The organism is Okeanomitos corallinicola TIOX110 (assembly GCF_038050375.1).
In the GTDB taxonomy this organism is placed as follows: domain Bacteria; phylum Cyanobacteriota; class Cyanobacteriia; order Cyanobacteriales; family Nostocaceae; genus Okeanomitos; species Okeanomitos corallinicola.
Genome location: NZ_CP150886.1, coordinates 510,858 through 536,404, shown reverse-complemented (window position 1 = coordinate 536,404; position 25,547 = coordinate 510,858). Strand labels below are relative to the sequence as shown.

The 25,547-nt window shown below is 37.1% G+C and carries 5 protein-coding genes; all 5 read left to right on the top strand.

Translation table 11 applies throughout. The features are described 5' to 3' along the window. Positions 1-61: 61 nt before the first annotated feature. Positions 62-1,033 (top strand): GTP-binding protein, encoded by a 972-nt coding sequence (locus WJM97_RS02185; RefSeq protein WP_353931429.1) that lies wholly within the window; start codon positions 62-64, stop codon positions 1,031-1,033. A gap of 543 nt (positions 1,034-1,576) precedes the next feature. Further along, positions 1,577-3,724: an AMP-binding protein gene (locus tag WJM97_RS02180; RefSeq protein WP_353931428.1), complete on the top strand. Its 2,148-nt coding sequence runs from the start codon at positions 1,577-1,579 to the stop codon at positions 3,722-3,724. A 68-nt stretch (positions 3,725-3,792) separates the two neighbouring features. Beyond that, positions 3,793-5,193 carry a polyketide synthase gene (locus WJM97_RS02175; protein WP_353931427.1) on the top strand — a complete coding sequence of 467 codons (1,401 nt, stop codon included), beginning with the start codon at positions 3,793-3,795 and terminating at the stop codon, positions 5,191-5,193. Continuing rightward, a complete protein-coding gene (locus tag WJM97_RS02170) occupies positions 5,190-20,726 on the top strand; it encodes a non-ribosomal peptide synthase/polyketide synthase (protein ID WP_353931426.1) in 15,537 nt (5,178 codons plus the stop codon). Before WJM97_RS02175 ends, WJM97_RS02170 begins: the two co-directional genes overlap by 4 nt. 3 nt (positions 20,727-20,729) lie before the next feature. After that, positions 20,730-25,541, top strand: a complete 4,812-nt coding sequence (locus tag WJM97_RS02165; RefSeq protein WP_353931425.1) for an amino acid adenylation domain-containing protein — start codon at positions 20,730-20,732, stop codon at positions 25,539-25,541. The last annotated feature ends 6 nt before the right edge of the window (positions 25,542-25,547 follow it).

Below are 25,547 nucleotides of genomic sequence, written 5' to 3'. Positions count from 1 at the left end.
GCTGACTGCTGACCATTTACTAAAAAAATCATCACAATTGCTTTGAAATCACTTGAAAATTATGATCACTTCAGAAACATCAAACTCAGTGCCTGTAACCGTTTTAACTGGTTATTTGGGAGCAGGAAAAACTACCTTACTTAACCATATTCTTACCTATGAACACGGTAAAAAAGTTGCAGTAATTGTCAATGAATTTGGAGAAGTAGGCATTGATAATCAGTTAGTTATTGATGCAGATGAAGAAATATTTGAAATGAACAATGGCTGTATTTGTTGTACAGTCCGTGGTGATTTAATTCGCATTATCGGCAATTTGATGAAACGCCGAGATAAATTTGATCATTTAGTAATTGAAACTACGGGATTGGCTGACCCTGCACCTGTAATTCAGACATTTTTTGTAGATGAAGATATGCAAAATCAACTATCACTAGATGCGGTGGTGACGGTTGTAGATGCTAAACATATTTGGCAACATTGGGAAGCAGACGAAGCTCAGGAACAAATAGCTTTTGCTGATGTGATTTTATTAAATAAAACTGATTTAGTCACGCCAGAAATTTTAGCAGAGTTAGAGCAGAGAATTCGATCAATGAACGCTATGGCTAAAATTTATCGTACCCAAAATTCTGAATTATCAATGGATGCTTTGCTAGGAGTTCAGGCTTTTGATTTAGAACGGGCTTTAGAAATTGATCCGAATTTCTTAGGTGAAGATGCCCATGAACATGATGATAGCGTTTATTCTGTAGCATTGGTAGAAAATGGTGCAATAAATGCAGAAAAATTAAATGCTTGGATGACTGAATTACTCAGCACCAAAGGCCCAGACATTTTCCGTATGAAAGGTATTTTAAACATAGCTGGTGAAGATAATCGTTTTGTTTTTCAAGGAGTACACATGATATTTGATGGTACACAAGATAGACCTTGGAAAGAAAATGAAACCCGCAAAAATGAACTTGTTTTTATTGGTCGTAATTTAGATACAGCTAAGTTAAAACAGGATTTTATAGCTTGTCTGGTGTAAGTTAACGGGGGAATTTAGGCATAGTTTTCAAAAAAGCAGGAGTAGAAAGGAAATTTTTCTTTAATTCCTGCTATCTACCTCAATTTCTGGTGTAAGTTTCTGTATTTTAAAATATATTCTATGACACTATGTGTACTTAGTTTCATTTATTCTCCTCTGCTACCCCTACTTATTGAGCTAATACGCTTATATTTTTAAGTATTTTTTATCTGAACTTAGCTTATATTTTAAATATCTTATCTTAATCTCTTGCAACTCACGTATTAAAAGTATTAAGAGATTTGCAAAACCGCTTAAAAGTTTTAAATAAGTTAAATTTCCCAAAATTAATCTTAACTGTCTTATTATCTCACTTTAATTGTTTTCCGAACAACTTAAATTACTCTTGCATTTTGTGGAGAATGCTGAGATTATTTATCACTAAAGTCATAAAATTCAGCTTAGATGTAAATGCAAACAAAACAATGTATTATTAGCGTGGAATTGTAAGTATAAATTTAGTTATCTAGTTTAGTCAGGATAAAAAATAGAGAATATTAATTTATGAAGACTGGTGTAGCGACTTCCCAACATCCTCAAGAAAAATTTTCCACTTTAGTAGAACTACTACGTTACAGAGTACAAAATCAACCAGACCAAACAGCTTACGTTTTCCTGCGGGATGGGGAAACAGAAGAAGCCAGCTTAACATATTCCCAGCTAGATCAAAAAGCAAGGGCGATCGCCAGCTATCTTCAATCCCGAAAAGCTGCTGGTGAGAGAGTTTTGCTTTTATACCCACCGAGTTTAGACTTCATTACAGCATTTTTCGGCTGTCTGTATGCCAACGTGATCGCCGTTCCGGTGTATCCACCCAAACGCAACCAGACATTATCCAGACTCAAGGCGATCGCCTCAGATGCCCAAACAAAAGTATCGCTGACTGTTAGCTCCATTCTTGAGCAGATTCAAAGTAAATTTGCCCAAGAACCAGAGTTTGCTGATATGCAGCTTTTAGCAACCGATAACATCCCTGTCAGTCAAGCATCAGATTGGCAACCAGCACAAATAGACAGAGACACCCTAGCCTTTCTCCAGTACACCTCTGGTTCTACAGGAAAACCCAAAGGTGTGATGGTAAGCCACGGCAACTTGCGGCAAAATTCCAAATATATGCAGCAAATTTGGGAATACGACTCACAAAGTGTCATGGTGACATGGTTGCCCGTATTCCACGACATGGGACTAATATACGGAGTTCTGCAACCTCTGTATGCAGGATTTCCTTGCTACATGATGGCACCTGCATCCTTTATTCAAAAACCAATCCGATGGCTTCAGGCAATTTCCCGCTACAAAGGCACACATACTGCTGCGCCTAACTTTGCCTATGAACTTTGCATTCATAAAACTACCACCACAGAAAGAGATAACCTAGATTTAAGTAGCTTGCAGATGGCCTTAAACGGTGCTGAACCAGTCAGATATAGCACCATCACAAAATTTACCCAAACGTTTAAATCTTGTGGTTTTGACCCATCAACATTTTGCCCAGGCTACGGTTTAGCAGAAGGAACATTAGCAGTAACAGCAGTACCAAAACAAACATTACCAAATTTCTGTACGGTTCAAGCTGAAGCACTGGCAGAAAAACAAGTGATAGAAAGCACAAGTGATCAGGAACACCAAACCTTGGTTAGTTGTGGAAAACCAGGGATTGATACCAAAATAGTCATAGCTAATCCTGAATCGTTTACCAAATGTGCGTCCCAGGAAATCGGAGAAATTTGGATTTCTGGCTCTACCGTTACCCAAGGATATTGGCAGCGGGCAGAAGCAACCAAGGAAACTTTTAAAGCTTATTTACAAGACACTAAAGAAGGGCCATTTTTGCGGACAGGGGATTTAGGATTTATCAAAGATGGGGAATTGTTTATTGCCGGTCGCCTCAAAGACTTAATTATTATTCGAGGTAGTAATCATTACCCCCAAGACATTGAATTAACAGTAGAAGAAAGCCACCCAGCATTGCGGCCAAGTTGTGGAGCAGCATTTTCTGTAGATGTAGATGGTACTGAACAATTGGTAATCGCGCAAGAAGTAGAGCGTAGTTACCTGCGTAAACTCAACACTAATGAAATCATTGGAGCGATTCGTAAAGCTGTATCTCAAAAACACTATTTACAAGTTTATGCCGTATTATTACTGAAAACTGCCAGTATTCCCAAAACCTCTAGTGGTAAAATTCAGCGCAGCGCTTGCCGTAGTGGATTTTTAGATAAAAATCTAGATGTAGTAGGCGATTGGATTCTCGAAAATCCCCAGCAAATAGATTTAGAACAGCTGCAAGTAGAATCAGAATCCTCATGGGAAAATACAAAAGATTCCATATATAAAAATACTGAAAATAAGGTAATATTAAGCACTAAAAACAACATTGATCTATCTAGCCCAATTACCAAAGAGAAAATACAAACATGGCTAGTTTCTCATCTCAGTCTGAACTTGCACATTCAGCCCCATGATCTAGATACGACAGAATCATTTGCTTACTACGGTATGGATTCCAACCTAGCAACTAGCACAGTTTATGAATTAACAGAGTGGCTAAAATGCGACCTAGACCCGACTCTGTTATGGGAATATCCAACTATTGAATCTCTTGCTGAGTATCTAGTAGAACAACATCAGCAGTTGCAAACAGTTTCTTAACATCCAACTTCCAAGATAGTTTACCCAGATAGATTCAATGATGACAGTTCAAATCAAGGATAAGCAGTATGGATAGAGAACCGATTGCAATAATTGGTGTAGGTTGTCGTTTCCCCAAAGCTCAAGACAAGAAAGCCTTCTGGCAACTGTTGCGAGATGGTGTAGATGCCATCACAGAAGTACCAGCAGAGCGTTGGCAAGTAGAATGCTTGAGTCAATTGACATCCACAGACTTAGAGCAGCAGAATATCCAATGGGGCGGTTTTTTAGAAGATGTAGATCAATTTGATCCGCAATTTTTTAAGATATCTCCACGGGAAGCCATGAGCATGGATCCCCAGCAACGTCTGGCATTGGAGTTAGCGTGGGAAGCTTTAGAAGATGGCGGTCAAACATTAGATTATCTCAACGGTACAAAGACAGGTGTGTTTTTAGGTATTAGTAGTAAAGATTATTACAGTAATCTGATTGAACAACCTGCAAATCTTGATGCTTATACAGGATCAGGTAACACTAACTGTATGGCAGCAAATCGTATTTCCTACTTCTTTAATTTCACAGGACCAAGTCTCAGTATTGATACTGCTTGTTCTTCTTCCTTGGTAGCCGTTCATCTTGCTTGTCAAAGCATCTGGAATCAAGAATCTACCCTGGCATTAGCTGGAGGTGTGCAGATGATTTTATCACCGTGGATGACAGTTAGCTTTGCCCAAGCAGGATTTATGGCTGCTGATGGACGTTGTAAAACCTTTGATAGCCGCGCTGATGGTTACGTCCGTAGTGAAGGTGCTGGTATTGTAGTTTTAAAACCTCTTGATCAAGCTTTAAAAGATAAAGATTATATTTATGCTGTAATTCGTGGTAGTGCAGTTAACCAGGATGGACACAGTAATGGACTGACAGCTCCAAACCCCCGCGCTCAAGAAGCTCTGCTCAGAGAAGCCTATAGCAAAGCTGGGGTGTCTCCAGGTCAAGTCCAATACATTGAAGCTCACGGTACAGGGACAAAGCTGGGAGATCCCATAGAAATCAAGGCTTTAGGCAAGGTATTAAATGAGAGTCGCTCTCCGGGTAAATACTGTACTGTAGGTTCTGTAAAAACTAACATTGGACACCTGGAAGTAGCCGCAGGAATAGCGGGATTAATTAAAGTAGCACTATCTCTCAAATATGCTCAAATTCCACCTAGTTTACATTTCCAGCAACCTAATCCCTACATTCCTTTTGATAAGCTTTCATTGCGTGTGCAGACAGAATTAACACCATTACCAGATCAAGATGAACCAGTTATTGCTGGTGTCAGTGCCTTTAGTTTTGGTGGTACAAATGCTCATGTTGTTTTAGAAGAATATCCTGCTATCAAAGACAGCAAATCAAAAGACAAAATCACCCTACCAGTAATGACTAAAACAGTTGAAACTGAGCAGGTATTATCCCAGGAAAATAATTATATAGAAGGTGAATTATGAATTTAAAAGAACTGTTAAAAAACCTGTCTGCACTGCAAATAGAACTGTGGGTTGAAGGTGATAAATTACGTTATCGAGCCGCAGAAAATGCACTCACCCCAGAATTATTAGCAGCAATAAAAAACAACAAAACAGAAATTATCCATCTTCTCTCCCAGCAAAGTGAAGAGATAGAAACATATCCTTTATCCCATGGACAAAAAGCCCTATGGTTTTTATATCAATTAGCACCAGAAAGTGCAGCTTATAATCTGACATATTCTGCAAAATTAGCGGATAATGTAGATGTTAATGCACTACAAAAAGCAGCACAAGCCTTAATAGAAAGACATCCGGCATTAAGAACAAAATTTACAACCATTGATGGTGAACCAGTACAAAAAGTTAATCAAAACCAACAAGTAGAATTTAAGGTAGAAAATGCCTTTGCGTTAAGTCAAACAGAAATCAAAAATTGGTTATTAGAAAAAAGTGCGCTACCTTTTGACTTAGAAACTGGGGCAGTAGTTCGCTTTAATTTATTAATTAATAATAAAGCAAAAAAAGAATATATTTTATTAATTACCCAACACCATATAACAGGTGATTTTTGGTCATTAGGAATAATTCTAGAAGACCTAAAAGTATTATATGAAGCAATCGTTAAAGATAGAGAACCATTATTATCAGAACAGAAAAGCACGTACAGAGATTATATTAAATGGTCAGAGGAAATGCTCACAGGAGCATCTGGAGAAGAATTATGGGAATTTTGGCAGAAACAACTATCAGGAGAATTACCATTAATTAATCTACCAACTGATAAACCAAGACCACAAAACCAAACCTATAACGGTAATTCTTTAGTATTTAGGTTAGAAGACGCACTATTAAAAGATTTACAAGAATTAGCAAAAAAAGAGAAAGTATCTCTATATATGCTTTTATTGACAGTATGGCAAATTTTATTATTAAAATATACAAACCAAGAAGATATCCTAATAGGTTCACCAACAATAAATAGAAGCCGCCCAGAATTTGAAAAAATACTAGGTTATTTCACAAATCCAGTGGTTTTAAGAGGGAATTTATCAGGAAATCCAACAGTATCCGAATTATTATCCAGAACCAGAATTTCTGTATTAGAAGCATTAGAAAATCAAGAATATCCATTCCCATTATTAGTAGAAAAACTACAACCAGTCAGAAATACAAGCATATCGCCAATATATCAAGTAGCCTTTGCGTGGGATAGAGTTAATAATAGTGAACAAGAAACAACATTAGTGGATAATGATAGATTGATTAAAGAATCAATCATCACAGGAACGAAAGGAGCAGCCTTTGATTTGACGTTATCTATTACAAATGAGCCATATTTATTAAGAGGAACATGGAATTATAATACAGACTTATTTGATAGCAGTACAATTGAAAGAATGACGGGTCATTTTACCACTTTGTTATCAGCAATTGTAGAAAATCCCCAAACCAAAATTAACCAACTTCCAATATTAACAGCAGTAGAAGAAAAGCAATTATTATTTGATTGTAATCAAACAGAACAAGAATATCCAAAAGATAAATGTATTCATCAGTTGTTTGAGTCACAAGTTGAGAAAACACCGGATGCTGTAGCGGTGGTATTTGAAGATAAACAATTAACTTATGCGGAATTAAATCAAAAAGCGAATCAATTAGCACATTATTTAATTTCTTTGGGAGTTAAAGCAGATACATTAGTAGGAATATGTGTAGAGCGCTCCCTAGAAATGATTGTGGGTATTTTGGGTATTCTTAAAGCTGGTGGTGCTTATGTTCCTCTTGACCCTGAATATCCTCAAGAACGACTGAATTTTATTTTAGAAGATACTAAAGTCAAAGTTTTACTTACCCAGCAATCACTTGTTAACAAACTACCTAAAAATACAGCCAAACTTGTTTATTTAGAGGGAGACTCCCAGTCAATTTCTCAATGTAGTCAAAATAATCTCAAAACAGAAGTACAAACTACAAATTTAGCCTACGTAATTTATACCTCTGGTTCTACAGGTAAACCCAAAGGAGTAGAAGTTATTCATCAAGGTGTGAATCGTCTATTATTTGGAGTTAATTATGTTCAACTGGATGAAAAACAAAGATTTCTGCAAATAGCACCGATATCATTTGATGCGTCAACATTTGAAATTTGGGGAGCTTTATTGCATGGTGGATTGTGTGTTATCTTTCCAGAAAATATACCAACCGCAGAAAGATTAGGTCATGAAATAGATAAACATGAGATTACTATTTTATGGCTCACAGCTTCATTATTTAACTCAATAATTGATGAAGATGCAGAAAGTTTATCAGGAGTTAAACAACTACTAATTGGAGGAGAAGCACTTTCAGTAACTCATGTCAAAAAAGGTTTACAAAAATTACCATCTACACAAATAATTAATGGATATGGTCCAACAGAAAGTACCACATTTACCTGTTGTTATCCTATCAACAGACTAGAGAAAACCACAGAGTCAATACCCATAGGAAAACCAATTTCCAACACCAAAGTATATATATTAGATAAAAACTTACAACAAGTACCAGTAGGAGTAGCAGGAGAACTGCACATAGGAGGAGCAGGGTTAGCGAGAGGATATTTAAACCGTCCAGAATTAACAGCAGAAAAATTTATTACTAACCCCTTTGAAAACGGAAACACAAAACTCTACAAAACAGGGGATCTAGTAAAATATTTAGTAGATGGAAACATAGAATATTTAGGAAGAATAGACAACCAAGTAAAAATACGCGGATTCAGAATAGAACTAGGAGAAATAGAAACAGCACTTAGCCAAAACCAAGAAATACAAACATCCTGCGTCATAGTTCGTGAAGACAACCCAGGAAACAAACAGTTAGTAGCTTATATAGTATCAGAAACAACATCTACAGTTAGCGAACTGAGACAATATTTAAAAGGTAGACTACCAGAATACATGATACCAAACGCCTTTGTATATCTGGAAAACTTACCATTAACACCCAACGGAAAAATAGACAGAAGAGCATTACCAGCACCAGATCAAAGCGAACTTCAATTAGAATACATAGCACCACGCACTGCCACAGAAGAAATACTAACATTAATCTGGGCAGAAGTATTAAAAATAGAAAGAGTAGGAATTACAGATAACTTCTTTGAACTGGGTGGACATTCATTATTAGCGACCCAAATAGTATCCCGTATTCGTAGCAACTTCAACATAGAAATACCCTTACAGAGCATATTCACAGCAGCAACATTAGAAGAACAAGCAAAATTAATACAACAAACACAAACACAAAAAGCAGAAATAAACCAAACTCCCATCAAACCCAGAATAGAAAAAACAGAAATACCACTGTCATTTTCACAACAACGTTTATGGTTCTTAGATAAACTAGAACCAAATAGTTCAACATACAACATACCAGCAGCATTAAAACTAGAAGGAAAAATAGATAAATTAGCCCTAGAAAAAAGCCTAAAAGCAATAATAAATCGTCATGAATCCCTACGAACAAACTTCAGAGAAATAGCAGGAAAAGCAGAACAAATAATTCACACGGATAGCGATTGGAAACTATCAATAATAGACCTACAAAACCTATCAACAGAAAAAGCAGAAAAAGAAATAGAGAGATTAACAAAACAACAAGCAACCCAACCATTTAACCTATCAAATGAGAACCTAATTAGAATCACATTAATATTGCTATCGGACACAGAAAATATATTAAGTCTGTGTATGCACCACATCATTTCAGATGGGTGGTCAATGGGTGTGTTTATAGATGAGTTGTCAGCACTTTATAACAGCTACATTCAAGGGAAAGAAACAGAACTAAAACCCCTACCAATACAATATGCAGACTTTGCAATATGGCAAAGAAACTGGTTACAAGGAGAAGTATTAGAACAACAAATAAACTACTGGTCAAAACAACTAGAAAACGCTCCCACATTTTTACCATTACCCACAGATAGACCAAGACCAGCAGTACAAACCTTTGCAGGAGCATATCAAGAATTTACAATATCAAAAGAGTTAACAGAAAAACTACAAAAAGTCAGTAAAGAACAAGGTGTAACCTTATTCATGACCCTGTTAGCAGCATACAACACCCTACTGTATAGATACACAGGACAAACAGACATATTAGTAGGAACACCAATAGCCAACAGAAACAGAAAAGAAATAGAAAGTTTAATAGGCTTCTTTGTAAACACATTAGTATTGAGAACAGAACTATCAGGAAATAGTAAATTTAGCGAAATATTGAATAAAACCAGGTCAACAGCATTATCAGCATATGCACATCAAGATTTGCCCTTTGAAATGCTAGTAGAAGCATTAGAAATAGAAAGAGACCTGAGTCATTCACCATTATTTCAAGCAGTATTTGCCCTACAAAACGCACCCATATCAGAAATAGAATTAACAGGATTAAAAACCAACTTATTACCAATAGAAACAGCAACAGCAAAATTTGACTTAACCCTATCAATAGAGCAAACAGAAACAGGTTTAATTGGTGGTTGGGAATACAACACAGACTTATTTGACAGCAGCACCATTAATAGAATGACAGGACATTTCATCAACCTATTATCAGCAATAGTAGAAAATCCAGCAGCAGAAATAAACCAACTACCAATACTCACAGAAACAGAAAAACAACAATTATTAATAGACTGGAATCAAACAGAAACAGAATATCCAAAAGATAAATGTATTCATCAATTGTTTGAAGAACAAGTTGAAAAAACACCGGATGCTGTAGCAGTAGTATTTGAAGGAAAACAATTAACCTATAGAGAATTAAATAACAAAGCAAATCAACTAGCACATTATTTAATCTCTCTGGGAGTAAAAGCAGATAGCTTAGTAGGAATATGCGTAGAGCGCTCCCTAGAAATGATAATCGGACAATTAGGAATATTAAAAGCAGGAGCATCATACCTACCAATAGACCCAGAATATCCCACAGAAAGAATCAAATTCATCTTAGAAGATACCAAAATAAACATCCTACTAACACAACAAAACCTCAAACAAAAAATCCAAAACAATCAAACACAAACAACCTGTTTAGACACAGAATGGGAAAAAATAAATCAACAAAATCAAAAAAATCCCCACAAAGAAATAACATCAAATAACCTAGCTTACATAATATACACAAGTGGTTCAACAGGAACACCAAAAGGAGTAGAAATAACCCATCAAGGACTAACAAACCTAATCAATTGGCATCAAAAACAATTTAAAATAACCACAGCAGATAAAGCCACCCAACTAGCAGGAACAGGATTTGATGCAGCAGTATGGGAAACATGGCCATACCTAACAGCAGGAGCAACATTACATCTAGTTAGAAAAGAAATATTAGTATCACCAGAACAACTGCAAAAATGGTTAACAGAAAATCAAATAACCATTAGCTTTGTACCCACACCAATAACCCAAGAACTATTAAAACTAGACTGGAAAAAAGAAAAAACAAAACTACGCTACCTACTCACAGGAGGAGATAAATTAACCCAAAATCCAACAAATAAAATACCCTTCCAAGTAATTAACAACTATGGACCAACAGAAAACACAGTAGTCACCACATCTTGCATATTAGAAACACAAAAACAAACATCACCAAGTATTGGAAAACCGATAGATAATACCAAAGTATACATATTAGACAGCAATCTGCAACCAGTACCAGTAGGAGTAGCAGGAGAACTACATATAGCAGGAACAGGTTTAGCAAGAGGATATTTAAACAGACCAGAACTGACAGCAGAGAAATTTATCCCTAACCCCTTTGACAACGGAAAAACCAAACTCTACAAAACAGGAGACCTAGTACGATACTTAACAGATGGAAACATAGAATACTTAGGAAGAAGCGATAACCAAGTAAAAATAAGAGGATTCAGAATAGAAATAGGAGAAATAGAAACAGCACTCAATCAAAATGAAAATGTACAAACATCAGTAGTTGTAGTTAGAGAAGACAAACCAGGATATAAAAAATTAGTAGCTTATATAGTCTCAGAAACAAAACTCACAACAAAAGAACTGAGAAAATATTTAAAAAGTAAACTACCAGAATACATGATACCAAGTAACTTTGTATATCTGGAAAACTTACCATTAACACCCAACGGAAAAATAGACAGACGCGCACTACCAGAACCAAAAACAAACACAGAAATAGAAAAAAAATACATAGCACCAAAAACAGAAATAGAAACCAAACTAGCAGAAATTTGGCAACAAGTATTAGGAATAGAAAAAATAGGAATAAATGATAACTTCTTTGAACTAGGTGGAGACTCAATTCTCAGTATTCAAATCATAGCAAAAGCCAAACAACAGGGAATAGAAATCACATTAAAACAACTATTTGCCAATCAAACAATCGCCGAACTAGCAGCAGTAGCAGGAACAATTAAAACCCTAGAAATAGAACAGGTCACAGTTAGTGGAAACTTCCTCTTAACACCAATTCAAAAATGGTTCTTGGAGCAAAATAGACCAGAAACCCATCACTTTAACCAAGCATTTTTACTAACAGTACCAGCAGAAATAGATAGAAATAAAATAGAGAAAACTTGGCAAGAAATCATCAATCATCATGACGCTTTAAGATTGAGATTTACAGAAACAGAAAATCAATGGAAAGCAACACATAGTGAACCAATAGAAACTTTTGAAATTGAATACTTTGATATTTCCGAAGTTACAGAAACAGAAAAAACAGAAATAATAGAAACCACAGCGGATACACTGCAAGCAAGTTTAGACCTAGAATCTAATCTAGTCAAAGTGGGATTATTTAAACTAGGAGAAAATCAACCAGGAAGACTATTAATAATAATTCATCACCTAGTAGTAGATGGAATATCTTGGAGAATATTATTAGAAGACCTAGAAACAGGATATCAACAACTAAATCAAAATCAGAAAATCCAACTACCAGCAAAAACCACATCCTTTAAAACCTGGAGTGAGAAGTTATCAGAATATGCACAAACAGAAACATTAAAATCAGAAATTGATTATTGGGTAAATAAATCAAACAGTGCAATTAAATCAATTCCTGTAGATAAAGAAGGTGAAAACACCTTATCATCAACTCAAAATATAGCAGTATCATTAAACCAAAAAGAGACAACAGCATTATTACAAGAAGTACCAAAAGCATATAAAACACAGATAAACGATATCTTATTAACTGCATTAGTGTTAGTTTTGAGTAAATGGACAAACTCAAAATCTGTGTTGTTTAATTTAGAAGGACATGGTAGAGAAGATATTTTAGATGGTGTAGAGATATCCAGAACTATTGGATGGTTTACAACCATGTTTCCAGTAGTTATAAATATTGAAAAAACAGAATTCAATAACTTAGAAAACACCATAAAATCAGTCAAAGAACAATTAAGAGAAATACCGAACAAAGGGATTGGATATGGTGTATTGCGTTATTTGAGTGAAGATAAAAGCATTAAAAAACAAATAACAAAAACACCCAAAGCAGAAATTAGCTTTAACTACTTAGGACAATTTACCCAAACATTAAATACATCATCTTTGCTATCATCTGCGGATGAGTCTAGTGGACAAGACCAAAGTTCAGTAGGTCAACGTTCAAATTTACTAGATATTAACGCTATCATTGCAGAAGAACACTTACAAATTAACTGGACATACAGTAATAATATTCATGAAAAAACAACTGTTGAGAAAATAGCGCAAGAGTTTATTACAGCACTGCAAGAGATAATAACCCATTGTTTAGAACCAGAGAATGTAGGATATACACCTTCTGATTTCCCGTTAATAAAACTCAAACAACCAGAATTAGATGGAGTTTTAGGTAAACTGGGTAAACTAAACTGGCAAAATATTGAAGATATTTATCCCTTGTCACCAATGCAAGAAGGGATGTTATTTGAAAGTTTGTATGCACCGGAAGGTGGTGTGTATTTTGAACAAATAACCTGTACTTTCAATGGTGAATTAAATATTAAAGCTTTTGAAAAAGCATGGCAAAAATTAGTCAATCGTCATTCTATTTTCCGGACTGCATTTATATGGGAATCTCTCAGTCAAGCTGTGCAAGTGGTTTATAAACAGGTAGATTTAGGTGTAGAAATTAGAGACTGGAGAGAGTTATCAGAACAACAAACAGAAATAGAAACATTTTTAGAAGAGGAAAGAAAACAAGGATTTAAACTTGACAAAATTCCATTAATGAGATTGTATTTACTACAATTAAGTGATGAGAGTTATCAATTTGTCTGGTGTCATCATCATATTTTATTGGATGGTTGGTCTTTACCTTTGGTGTTTAAGGACTTGTTTGAGTTCTATCAAGAAATAATTGATGGTGTGGAAACTGTTAATAAACCAAGTCTCAATTATCGAAATTATATTGAGTGGTTACAACAGCAAAAACAAGATGCTGCACAAGAATTTTGGCAAGAAAAACTTAGTGGTTTTGATGCACCAACTCCGTTAGTGGTTGAGAAATCATTATCAAGTCAAAAAACACAAAGTGAATATAAAGAAGAAGTTGTTTATTTATCAGTTGAGAAAACCAATAAAGCGACAGAGTTTGTGAGAAAGCATCAATTAACGATGAGTAATTTGGTGCAAGGTGTCTGGGGTTTGTTGTTGTCTCGTTACAGTCAAGAAAATGATGTAGTGTTTGGTTCTACTGTTTCTGGTCGTCCTCCATCTTTACCTGGTGTGGAGTCAATGGTGGGGTTATTTATTAATACTTTACCTGTGCGAGTTCAGGTTTCAGATGATAATAATGTTTTGTCTTTATTAAAAGAATTACAGCAGCAACAGGTGGAGTCTGAACAGTTTTCTTATTGTTCTTTGGTGGAAATTCAAGGATGGAGTGATGTGACGAGAGGTACGTCTTTATTTGATAGTTTGGTTGTGTTTGAAAATTATCCGGTTGATGCGGATACTTTAGATGATGATGGTGGTTTACAGGTTGAGAATTTCCGAGGAATTGAACATACAAATTATCCGCTGACTGTAATTTCTGGTCCTGGTGAGCAGTTGTGGGTGAAGGTTAGTTATGATAATAGTCGTTTTGATGAGGGAACGATTAATAGAATGTTGGGTCATTTTCTGACTTTGTTATCAGCAATTGTGGAAAATTCTCAAGGGGAAATTAATCAATTACCTATTTTAACAGCAACAGAAGAAAAACAATTATTAATTGATTGGAATCAAACAGAAACAGAATATCCAAAAGATAAATGTATTCATCAGTTGTTTGAAGAACAAGTTGAAAAAACACCGGATGCTGTAGCAGTAGTATTTGAAAATCAACAATTAACCTATTCTGAATTAAATAACAAAGCTAATCAATTAGCACATTATTTAATATCCTTGGGAGTGAAAGCAGATGTTTTAGTGGGGATATGTGTTGAGCGTTCTGTGGAAATGATTGTGGGTATTTTGGGTATTCTTAAAGCTGGTGGTGCTTATGTTCCTCTTGACCCTGAATATCCTCAAGAAAGAATTAGCTACATGATAGAAAATTCTGGGGTAGAAATATTATTAACACAACAACATTTACTAACTAGATTACCCCAAGAAAAAACCATCATTTGTGTAGATGCAGATAGGGAGAAAATCAATCAATATAGTCAAGAAAACCCAATCACAGAAACAACAGTAAACAACTTAATCTACACAATATATACATCAGGTTCAACAGGAAAACCAAAAGGAGCAGCAGTTTATCATCGTGGTTTTGTCAACCTAGTTCAATGGATGATTAATGACTATCAATTCACAGAAAAAGACAGCACAGCATTAATATCATCATTGAGTTTTGACCTCACCCAAAAGAACATTTTCACACCATTATTAATAGGAGGAAAATTAAACCTCTCACCTAACGGGTTTGAACCAAGTAAAATATTAGAAATTATCTCTAAACAACAAGCAACATGGGTGAATTGTACACCGAGTACATTCTCAGCAATTCTCGCATCAGGGGAAGATAGCTTTAGTAAAACTAAATCATTAAAATATGTATTTTTAGGTGGAGAACCCATATCAATACCCAGCTTATTAAATTGGTTGGATTCAGAACATTGTCAAGCCAAAATAGTTAATAGTTATGGTCCCACAGAATGTACAGATGTTTGTGCAGCGTACACAGTAGAAACACCCCATGATTTTATTAATAAATCAATACCCATCGGTAAACCAATTCCTAACGTGCAATTGTATATTTTGAACCAAGAATTGCAACCATTACCAGTAGGAGTGATAGGAGAATTATTCATTGGAGGAATAGGTTTAGGAAAGGGATATATTGGTGATGAAGAACGCACCAATGAGAAGTTTATACTTAACCCATTGGATAATGGTCAAACGAAATTATACAGAACAGGGGATTTAGTCCGTTATTTAAAAGATGGAAATATCGAATACATTGAGCGGATTGATAATCAAGTAAAAATACGTGGGTTTAGGATTGAGTTAGGAGAAATAGAAGCACTGCTAAATACCCACCCACAAGTGCAACAAGCCGTAGTTATTGCCAGAGAAGATATTCCAGGTGATAAACGTTTAGTTGCGTACATCGTACCGCAATCAGAACAGGAACCTAATGTTAGTCAACTGCGGGAATTCCTGAAAACTCAACTACCAAATTATATGATTCCTGCTGCTGTGGTGATTTTGGCATCTTTACCGCTGACAGCAAATGGGAAAGTAAATCGTCGCGCTTTACCAGCACCGGAAACTTCCGCAGGAATAGAAGAAAGTTTTGTTGCACCACGTACCCCCATAGAAGCGAAACTGGCAGAAATTTGGTCACAGGTATTAAAGGTAGAACTTATTGGTGTTAATGATAATTTCTTTGACTTGGGTGGACATTCATTATTAGCAACTCAGGTAATTTCCCGATCACAAGCAGCTTTTGGTATTCCTTTACGGTTACGTAGTTTATTTACATCCCCAACAATTGCCCAGTTGAGTCAAGTTATCTTAGAACAACTACAAACTAATTCCGGTTTTACTCTACCGGCGATCACACCTGTTCCTTCTAGAGAAAATATACCCCTATCTTGGGCGCAAGAACGACTGTGGTTTGTGCATCAGTTGGAAGGGGACAGTGGTGCTTATACCATGAGTTTTAGTGTTGGTTTGACTGGTGATGTGAATGTCAAGGCTTTGGAACAGGCATTCCAAGCGATAGTGCAACGTCACGAAGTCCTACGGACTCGGTTTGAGGTTGAGGATAACTCACCAGTTCAGGTGATAGTTCCAGATATGTCCATTACCTTACCAGTTGTGGATATACAGCAGATTGCAGATCCTTGGCAAAAAGTCAAAGAATTGGCGATCGCAGAAGTTGCCCAACCTTTTAATCTTGCTCATGATGCAGTTATCCGCGTTAAACTCTGGCAACTTTCCCCACAAGAATATTTATTACTGGTAGCAATTCATCATATCGCCGCTGATGGTTGGTCACTAGGAATCTTTATACAGGATTTATCAGCTTATTATCGAGCGATCGCCACAAATAGTCCTGTAGAATTACCAGACTTAACCGTACAATATGCAGACTTCACAGTTTGGCAACGTCAATGGTTAACCGATCAAACACTAGACCGTCAGTTAAATTACTGGATGCAGCAGTTAACAGACGCACCACCCATATTAGCACTGCCCACAGACCGCTCCCGTCCAGCTATCCAAACCTTTAACGGTAGTACACAGCCAATTCAGTTAGATCCTGACCTCACCCAAAAACTGAAAAAACTGAGTCAGAAATTTGGCACCACTTTATACATGACCTTGATGGCTGGTTTTGTCATCCTTATGTCTCGCTACAGTGGCCAAAAGGATCTTGTCATCGGTTCACCCATCGCCAACCGTAACCGCACAGAAATAGAATCATTAATTGGCTTTTTTGTCAATACCTTAGCACTAAGATTTAATCTCACCCCAGAAGAATCATTTGCGGCTTTATTAACGCAGGTGCAACAGATAACTCAAAACGCTTACGATCATCAAGATTTACCCTTTGAGATATTGGTAGATCACCTGCAATTAGAACGAAATCTAGATCGCAACCCACTGGTACAGGTGATGTTTGCCCTGCAAAATGCTCCTAGTTCCCCTTGGGATATGCCCGGTGTCAACATTGAAGAAATACCCTTGGGGCTTGACACCGTAAGATTTGATTTAGAAGTTCACCTGTGGGATATGCCAGAAGGTGTAGGGGGTGTATTCTGTTACAACACAGACTTATTTGATCAGACAACCATTGTCCGGATGATGCAACACTTCCAGGCATTATTAACAGCAATTGTCGAAAATCCCCAACAACCAGTAGCCTCACTGCCATTACTAACACAGTCAGAACAACAGCAATTATTAGTAGAGTGGAATCATACAGAAACAGACTATCCACAAGATCAATGTATTCATCAACTATTTGCACAACAAGTTGAGAAAACACCAGATACAATAGCCCTAGAATACGGAAATCAACAATTAACTTATTGCGAATTAAATAACCGTGCTAACCAACTAGCCCATTATTTAATATCTCTAGGCATTGGTGCAGATACCTTAGTCGGAATATCTGTAGAACGTTCTGCGGAAATGGTCATTGGACTTTTAGGAATACTCAAAGCTGGAGGTGCTTACGTACCATTAGACCCAGATTATCCCACCGAGCGTTTAGTATCCATCCTCGAAGATGCACAGGTCAGAGTATTATTAACCACAGAAAAATTAGCTCAGACAATTCCTGCAAATCAAGCCCGTATTATTTCCTACGATAGAGATGTAGAAGCGATCGCCCAGCAAAGTCAAGAAAATCCAGTCATACAAACAACATCAGAAAATCTCGCCTACGTAATATACACATCAGGTTCAACAGGCAAACCCAAAGGAGTCAGCGTTACTCACCAAGGGGTCAACCGTCTCGTACTCAACACCAATTACATCAACATCAAACCCCAAGATGTCATAGCCCAAGCATCAAATTATGCCTTTGACGCAGCCACCTTTGAAATATGGGGAGCATTACTCACAGGAGCGAAATTAGTAGGAGTCAGTAAACAGATAGCACTCTCACCCAGAGAATTAGCCGCCACCATTCGATCACAGGGAATTAGTGTTTTATTCCTCACCACAGCATTATTTAACCAAATAGCTCAAACAGAACCCACCGCATTTAGCACCCTCAGATATTTGTTATTTGGAGGAGAAGCAGTAGATCCTAAATGGGTGCAAGAAATCCTGAAAAAAGGCAGTCCTGAACAACTATTACACGTATACGGACCCACAGAAAATACAACCTTTACATCCTGGTACTTGGTAGAAAATGTCCCCAATCATGCCACCACCATTCCCATTGGTAAACCAATTGCCAACACCCAGATATACTTATTAGACGAAAACTTACAACCAGTACCAGTGGGAGTACCGGGAGAACTACACATAGGTGGTGCAGGTTTAGCGAGAGGATATTTAAACCGTCCAGAATTAACAGCAGAGAAATTTATTTCTAACCCCCTTGACAACGGTAAAACCAAACTTTACAAAACCGGAGACTTAGCCAGTTATTTACCCGATGGCAATATCGAATACGTCAGTCGGATCGATAACCAAGTGAAAATTCGCGGTTTTAGGATAGAACTGGGTGAAATTGAAGCTGTTTTAAATCAATACCCCTTAGTCCAGGAAAGCGTCGTCATTATCAGAACCAGCAGTGCTGGAGATAAAAGCCTGGTAGCTTATCTAGTCCCTGGTACTAAAAGTCAAGAATTACCTGAACAGTTCGCTGAGTGGCAGAGTGAGTTCATTAGTGACTGGCAAATACTGTACGAACAGGCTTATGGCCAAGGTGAAAAAACCACAGAAGACCTCACCTTTAACACTGCTGGTTGGAACAGTAGTTATAACAGAGAACCTATTCCAGAAGTAGAAATGCGGGAATGGGTGGAAAATACCGTCAATCGGATTAGGAAAGTATCACCCCAACGAGTTATAGAAATTGGTTGTGGAACAGGGTTATTACTATCGCGTCTTGCTCCTAGTAGTCCACAGTATTGGGGAACAGATTATTCTGTTACTGCCATTGAATATGTACAGCAGCTACGGGACACAGTTCCAGGTTTAGAACACGTGCAGTTAAGACACCAAATGGCGGATAACTTTACAGGTATTCCCCAAAACTTTGACACGGTGATTTTAAACTCGATTATTCAGTATTTCCCCAGTGTTGAATATCTGTTACAGGTAATCACAGGGGCAATGGAAAGCATTAATAACCAAGGATATATCTTCATTGGGGATGTCCGCAGTTTCCCGCTGTTAGAACCTTACTATGCGGCGGTGCAGTTGTCCCAGGCCAGTGAGTCAAGAACAGTTGAACAATGGCAACAGGTAGTACATCAAAGTGTAGCCGCAGAGGAAGAACTCTTAGTTGATCCCAGATTTTTCCTTGCCCTCAAACAAACTTTCCCGCAAATAACTTGGGTAGAAATTCAACCAAAACGGGGAAATGCTATTAATGAGTTAACCCAATTCCGCTATGATGTGACCATGCACCTGGGTAGTGCGGTGCCAACAAAGGCAGTATCTTGGTTAAATTGGCAACTAGACCAGCTTTCCTTAGCTAAAATTCAGCATCAGTTAACGGCTGAACAACCAGCACAACTAGGAATTAGGGCTATACCGAATAGAAGGTTGCAGAAAGCATTACTAGCTTGGCAATGGTTAGAAAGTCCCCCCGGTGTAGAAACTGTGGGAGAACTGCGAGAATTATTAGCCAAACAACCAGAAACTGGAGTAAACCCAGAGCAGTTTTGGCAACTGGGACAAAATTTAGGTTACACAGTAGAAGTTAGTTGGTGGGCTGGTACTAATGATGGCGCTTATGATGTGGTGTTCAGCCGTCATAGTTCAACTATAAAACCGGAATTCAATATTTTTTGGGAGGGGGAGAATGTCACAGTTAAACCCTGGACTCACTATACCAATAATCCACTTTCCGGTAAGCTAGTCCAGAAGTTAGTCCCACAGGTGCGGGAGTTTATTCAGCAAAAGCTACCTAATTACATGATTCCCCAGGCTTTTGTACTGTTAAATTCTTTACCTTTGACACCTAATGGTAAGGTAGATCGTCGCGCTCTACCCACACCTGATACAGCTTCCAGAAGTCTTTCTGGTGGCTGTGTGTCGCCACGAACTCCTGTTGAAGCTCAACTGGTGCAAATTTGGAGTGAGGTTTTAGGGATGGAAACTATTGGCGTTAAGGATAATTTCTTTGAAATTGGGGGACATTCTTTGCTTGCGACTCAGGTCATTTCTCGAATTAACTCAGCTTTTTCACTTAACTTATCTGTACAAAAAATGTTTGAATTTCCCACAGTGGCGGAAATAGCAGATTACATGGAAATGATGAATTGGGCAACTACAGACTTATCAGCAGATCAGACAAATACCGAAATAGTGGAGTTTTAAGAAATGACTAACAGCACCTTTGAATTTATCAGCCAACTGAAAAAGTTAAAGATTAACCTAGAGACTGATGGCGATCGCCTCCGTTGTCAAGCTCCCCCAGGGGCTTTAACTCCTACTATTAGTAAGGAAATTGGTCAGCGTAAACAGGAAATTATCGCTTTTTTACAAGATTTAAAGCACGACCAAGAACAAAACCGCGCTGATGGTTTGGCTATTTCTAAAGCTCCCAGAGATGGTAATTTACCTTTGTCTTTTGCTCAACAAAGATTATGGGTAGTACAACAGATACAGCCTGATAGCACTGCTTACAATATGTTGGAAGCTTTGTATTTACAAGGTGCAGTTGATGTAGTTGCTTTAGAAACAAGTCTGAGTGAATTGCTGAACCGGCATGAGGTGTTAAGAACTTCTTTTCCCACGATGGATGATAGTCCGATTCAGTTAATAGCTCCACCCACGGGTTTAACTTTACCAATTCAGAATTTACAAGGGTTAAGTGAACAGGAACAAACTGAGCAAATTAGAGAAATTGGTATTTCTTTAGCATCTACACCAGTGGATCTGGCTGTTGGACCCTTGGTAGAATTTGTCCTTTTACAATTACAAGCTCAGGAATATGTATTGCTGATTAAGATGCACCATATTATTTATGATGGTTGGTCTTTAAATATCTTTTTTAGTGAATTATCTCAACTATATACTGCATTTTCTCAAGGCTTACCTTCCCCACTGCCTGAGTTACAAATTCAATACGCAGATTTTGCCGTGTGGCAACGTCAATGGTTAACTGATGCGGTTTTAGAACGTCAAATTAATTATTGGCAAAAACAGTTAGAGGGTGTACCTTCAGTGTTAGAATTGCCATGCGATCGCCCTAGACCTCCAGTCCAAACTTTTCAAGGGGGAATGGCAAGATTTAAGCTAGATAGCGAACTCAGCCAACAATTGAAAAAGTTCAGCCAGGAATTTGATGTTACTTTATTTATTACTTTACTATCAGCTTTTATAGTTTTAGTTTCTCGTTATAGTGGACAGTTAGATTTAGTAGTTGGTTCTCCCATTGCTAACCGCAATAATTTAGCTTTAGAAAAAATCATGGGCTTTTTTGTTAACACTTTAGTTTTGCGAGGTGACTTATCAAAAAATCCCACCTTTGCAGAATTTTTAGCCCAAATGCGGACAACTACACTGTCAGCCTATAGCCATCAAGACTTACCCTTTGAAACCTTAGTAGATAAATTACACCCAGTCCGAGATTTAAGTAGAAATCCTTTAGTACAGGTAGTTTTTGCCCTGCAAAATGCACCCATGTCTGCTTCTAATTTGCCTGGGTTAACTATTGAAAATATGTCTTTACCCCTAGATTTAAAATCTCGGTTTGACCTAGAAGTTAACTATTGGGAAATAGATGGAGGTTTAGAGGGGGTTTGGTCTTACAGTAGTGATTTATTTGATGCTTCTACAATTGCACGCATAGCGAAAAACTTTGAAACCTTACTTTGGGCGATCGCTACAAATCCCCAAACAAAAGTTTCTGAATTACCATTGTTGAGTGCAACTGAACGCCATCAAATATTAGTAGATTGGAATAACACTTGCCAAGCATATCCACAAGATAAATGTATTCATGAATTATTTGCAGAACAAGTTGAAAAAACACCGGATGCGATCGCAGTAGTCTTTGCAAATCAACAATTAACATACAGAGAATTAAATAACAAAGCTAACCAATTAGCTCATCACTTGCAATCTTTAGGAGTCAAAGCAGATACCTTAGTGGGAATATGTGTAGAGCGTTCGGTGGAAATGGTAATTGGACTTTTGGGAATATTCAAAGCTGGTGGTGCTTATGTACCAATTGATCCTAGTTATCCCGCTGAACGCAAAGCTTTTATCCTCGCCGATACCCAAACTACCATACTCTTAACACAGCAACATTTAACCCACAACTTATCCACAGATGGGATCAAAGTCATTTGTCTAGATGCTGATTGGTCAAATCTACCACAACAAACCCAAAACCCAGTCAGTGCAACAAATTCCCAGCATCTGGCTTATGTGATCTATACTTCTGGTTCTACAGGTAAACCCAAAGGAACATTAATTCCCCATCAAGGACTTGTTAACTATCTAAGCTGGTGTACCCAAGCTTATGAAGTCAAAGCAGGAACAGGAACAATAGTTCATTCTCCTTTAGGTTTTGACCTGACAATTACCAGTTTATTCTCACCATTGTTAGTCGGTAATCAGGTAGAAATTCTCCCCCAAGGTGAAGATGTCGAAAACCTGAGTCATGCTTTACATCATCACTCGGATTTAAGCTTAGTTAAAATTACACCTGCTCACTTAGAATTACTCAACCAGCAAATACCAGCAACAGAAGCAGCCAATAGAACCAGATCCTTTATCATCGGTGGTGATAATCTATTAGCGGAAAATATTGCTTTCTGGCGAGAATTTGCCCCAGAAACTAAGCTAGTCAATGAATATGGACCAACAGAAACAGTAGTAGGTTGTTGTATTTACGAAGTTCCCAGGGGAAAACATTTTTCAGGTTCAGTTCCCATTGGCAGACCAATAGCAAATACACAATTATACATTCTAGATCAGAATTTACAACCAGTACCCATCATGGGTTCGGGAGAACTACACATAGGTGGTGCAGGGTTAGCAAGAGGTTATTTAAACCGTCCTGAATTAACAGCAGAGAAATTTATACCCAACCCCTTTGACAATGGCAAAACTAAACTCTATAAAACCGGAGACTTAGCTCGTTACTTGCCAGATGGCAACATAGAATACTTGGGGCGAATAGATAATCAAGTAAAAATACGGGGGTTTCGGATTGAATTAGGAGAAATAGAAGCCGTACTCAACCAACATCAAGAAATAAAAGCATCTTGTGTGATTGCTCGTGAAGATATACCTGGTAAAAAACGCTTAGTAGGTTATATAGTAGCCCAGGCAGAAACAACCCTCACCACCAGTCAATTACGGCAATATTTGAAAAACAAACTCCCAGAATACATGATACCTAGCACCTTCGTGTATCTGGAAAGTTTACCCTTAACAAGCAACGGTAAAATAGATAATCGCGCTCTTCCAGAACCAGAAACACGCGCTGGAATAGAAGAAGATTTAGTATCACCAAATACGCCAATAGAAGCTAAATTAGTAGAAATTTGGGCATTGGTTTTAGGAGTAGAAAAAGTAGGCATAAATGATAATTTCTTTGAATTGGGTGGCGACTCAATTCTAAGTATTCAAATCATCGCCAAAGCCAAACAAGCAGGCATAGAAATCACCTTAAAACAGCTATTTGGTAATCAAACCATAGCTGAACTAGCAGCAGTAGCGGGAACAACAAAAACCCTAAAAATAGAACAAGGAATAGTGAGGGGAAAATTACCATTAACACCTATTCAACAATGGTTTTTTGAGCAAGCACAATCAGAAAAACATCACTTCAATCAAGCCTTTTTACTATCAGTTCCAGCGGATATTGATAGAGAAAAATTAGAGCAAGTTTGGCGATATCTGCTAAATCATCATGATGCTTTGAGACTGAGATTTACCAAAGTAAATGAAGAATGGATAGCGAACCATGCAGAACCAAGTGAAAGTTTTAAAATAGAATATTTTGACATATCAGAAAAAATAGAAACAGAACAACCACAAGTAATAGAAGATATAGCCAACAAACTCCAAGCCAGTTTAGATTTAGAATCTCATCTAGTCAAAGTCGGATTATTTAAACTAGGAGAAAACAAACCAGGGAGATTATTAATAGTCATTCATCACCTAGTAGTGGATGGAGTATCTTGGCGAATTTTATTAGAAGACTTAGAAACAGGATATCAACAACTAAGTCAAAATCAGAAAATAAAATTACCTGCAAAAACCACATCCTTTAAAAACTGGAGTCAACACCTGAGAGAATATGCACAAACAGAAGAATTAAAATCCGAATTAGCTTACTGGTTACAAACATCAAACAACGAGGTTTCAAATATTCCCGTAGATAAACCAAAAGGAGAAAACACGATTGCATCTGCGGAAATAGTTTCCGTCTCATTAACAGCAGATGAAACAACTTCTCTACTGCAAGAAGTACCCACTGCTTACAAAACACAAATTAATGATATCTTATTAACTGCCTTAGTATTGGTATTGAGTAAATGGACAAACTCAAAATCAGTAATCTTTAATTTAGAAGGACATGGGAGAGAAGATATTATTGAAGGTGTAGATTTATCACGTACAATAGGATGGTTTACAACCTTATTTCCAGTGGTTTTAAAACTAGAAACAACCAAAATAAACAATCTAGAAAATGTTATTAAATCAGTTAAAGAACAACTAAGATCCATTCCCAATAAAGGTATAGGCTATGGTGTATTGCGCTATTTGAGTAAAGATGAAAACGAAAACATTAAACAACAAATAGCAAAAATACCCACAGCAGAGATAAACTTCAATTACTTGGGACAATTTACTCAAACATTGAATACGTCATCTTTGATCTCACCTGCAAATGAATCAAGTGGAGAATTACAAAGTTTAGCAAGTCAACGTTCTGCTTTATTGGAGGTGAATGCTTTCATCGCTGAGGAACAATTACAAATAAGTTGGATATATAGTAATAATATTCATCATCAAATAACCATTGAACAAATTGCCCAAGAATTTTTATCTACTTTACAAGAGCTTATTTCCCATTGTTTAGATCCAGAAAATTCCGGTTATACACCTACAGATTTTCCTTTAATAGACCTTGACCAATCAGAATTAGACCAAATATTACAAAATCTTTGATTTGTG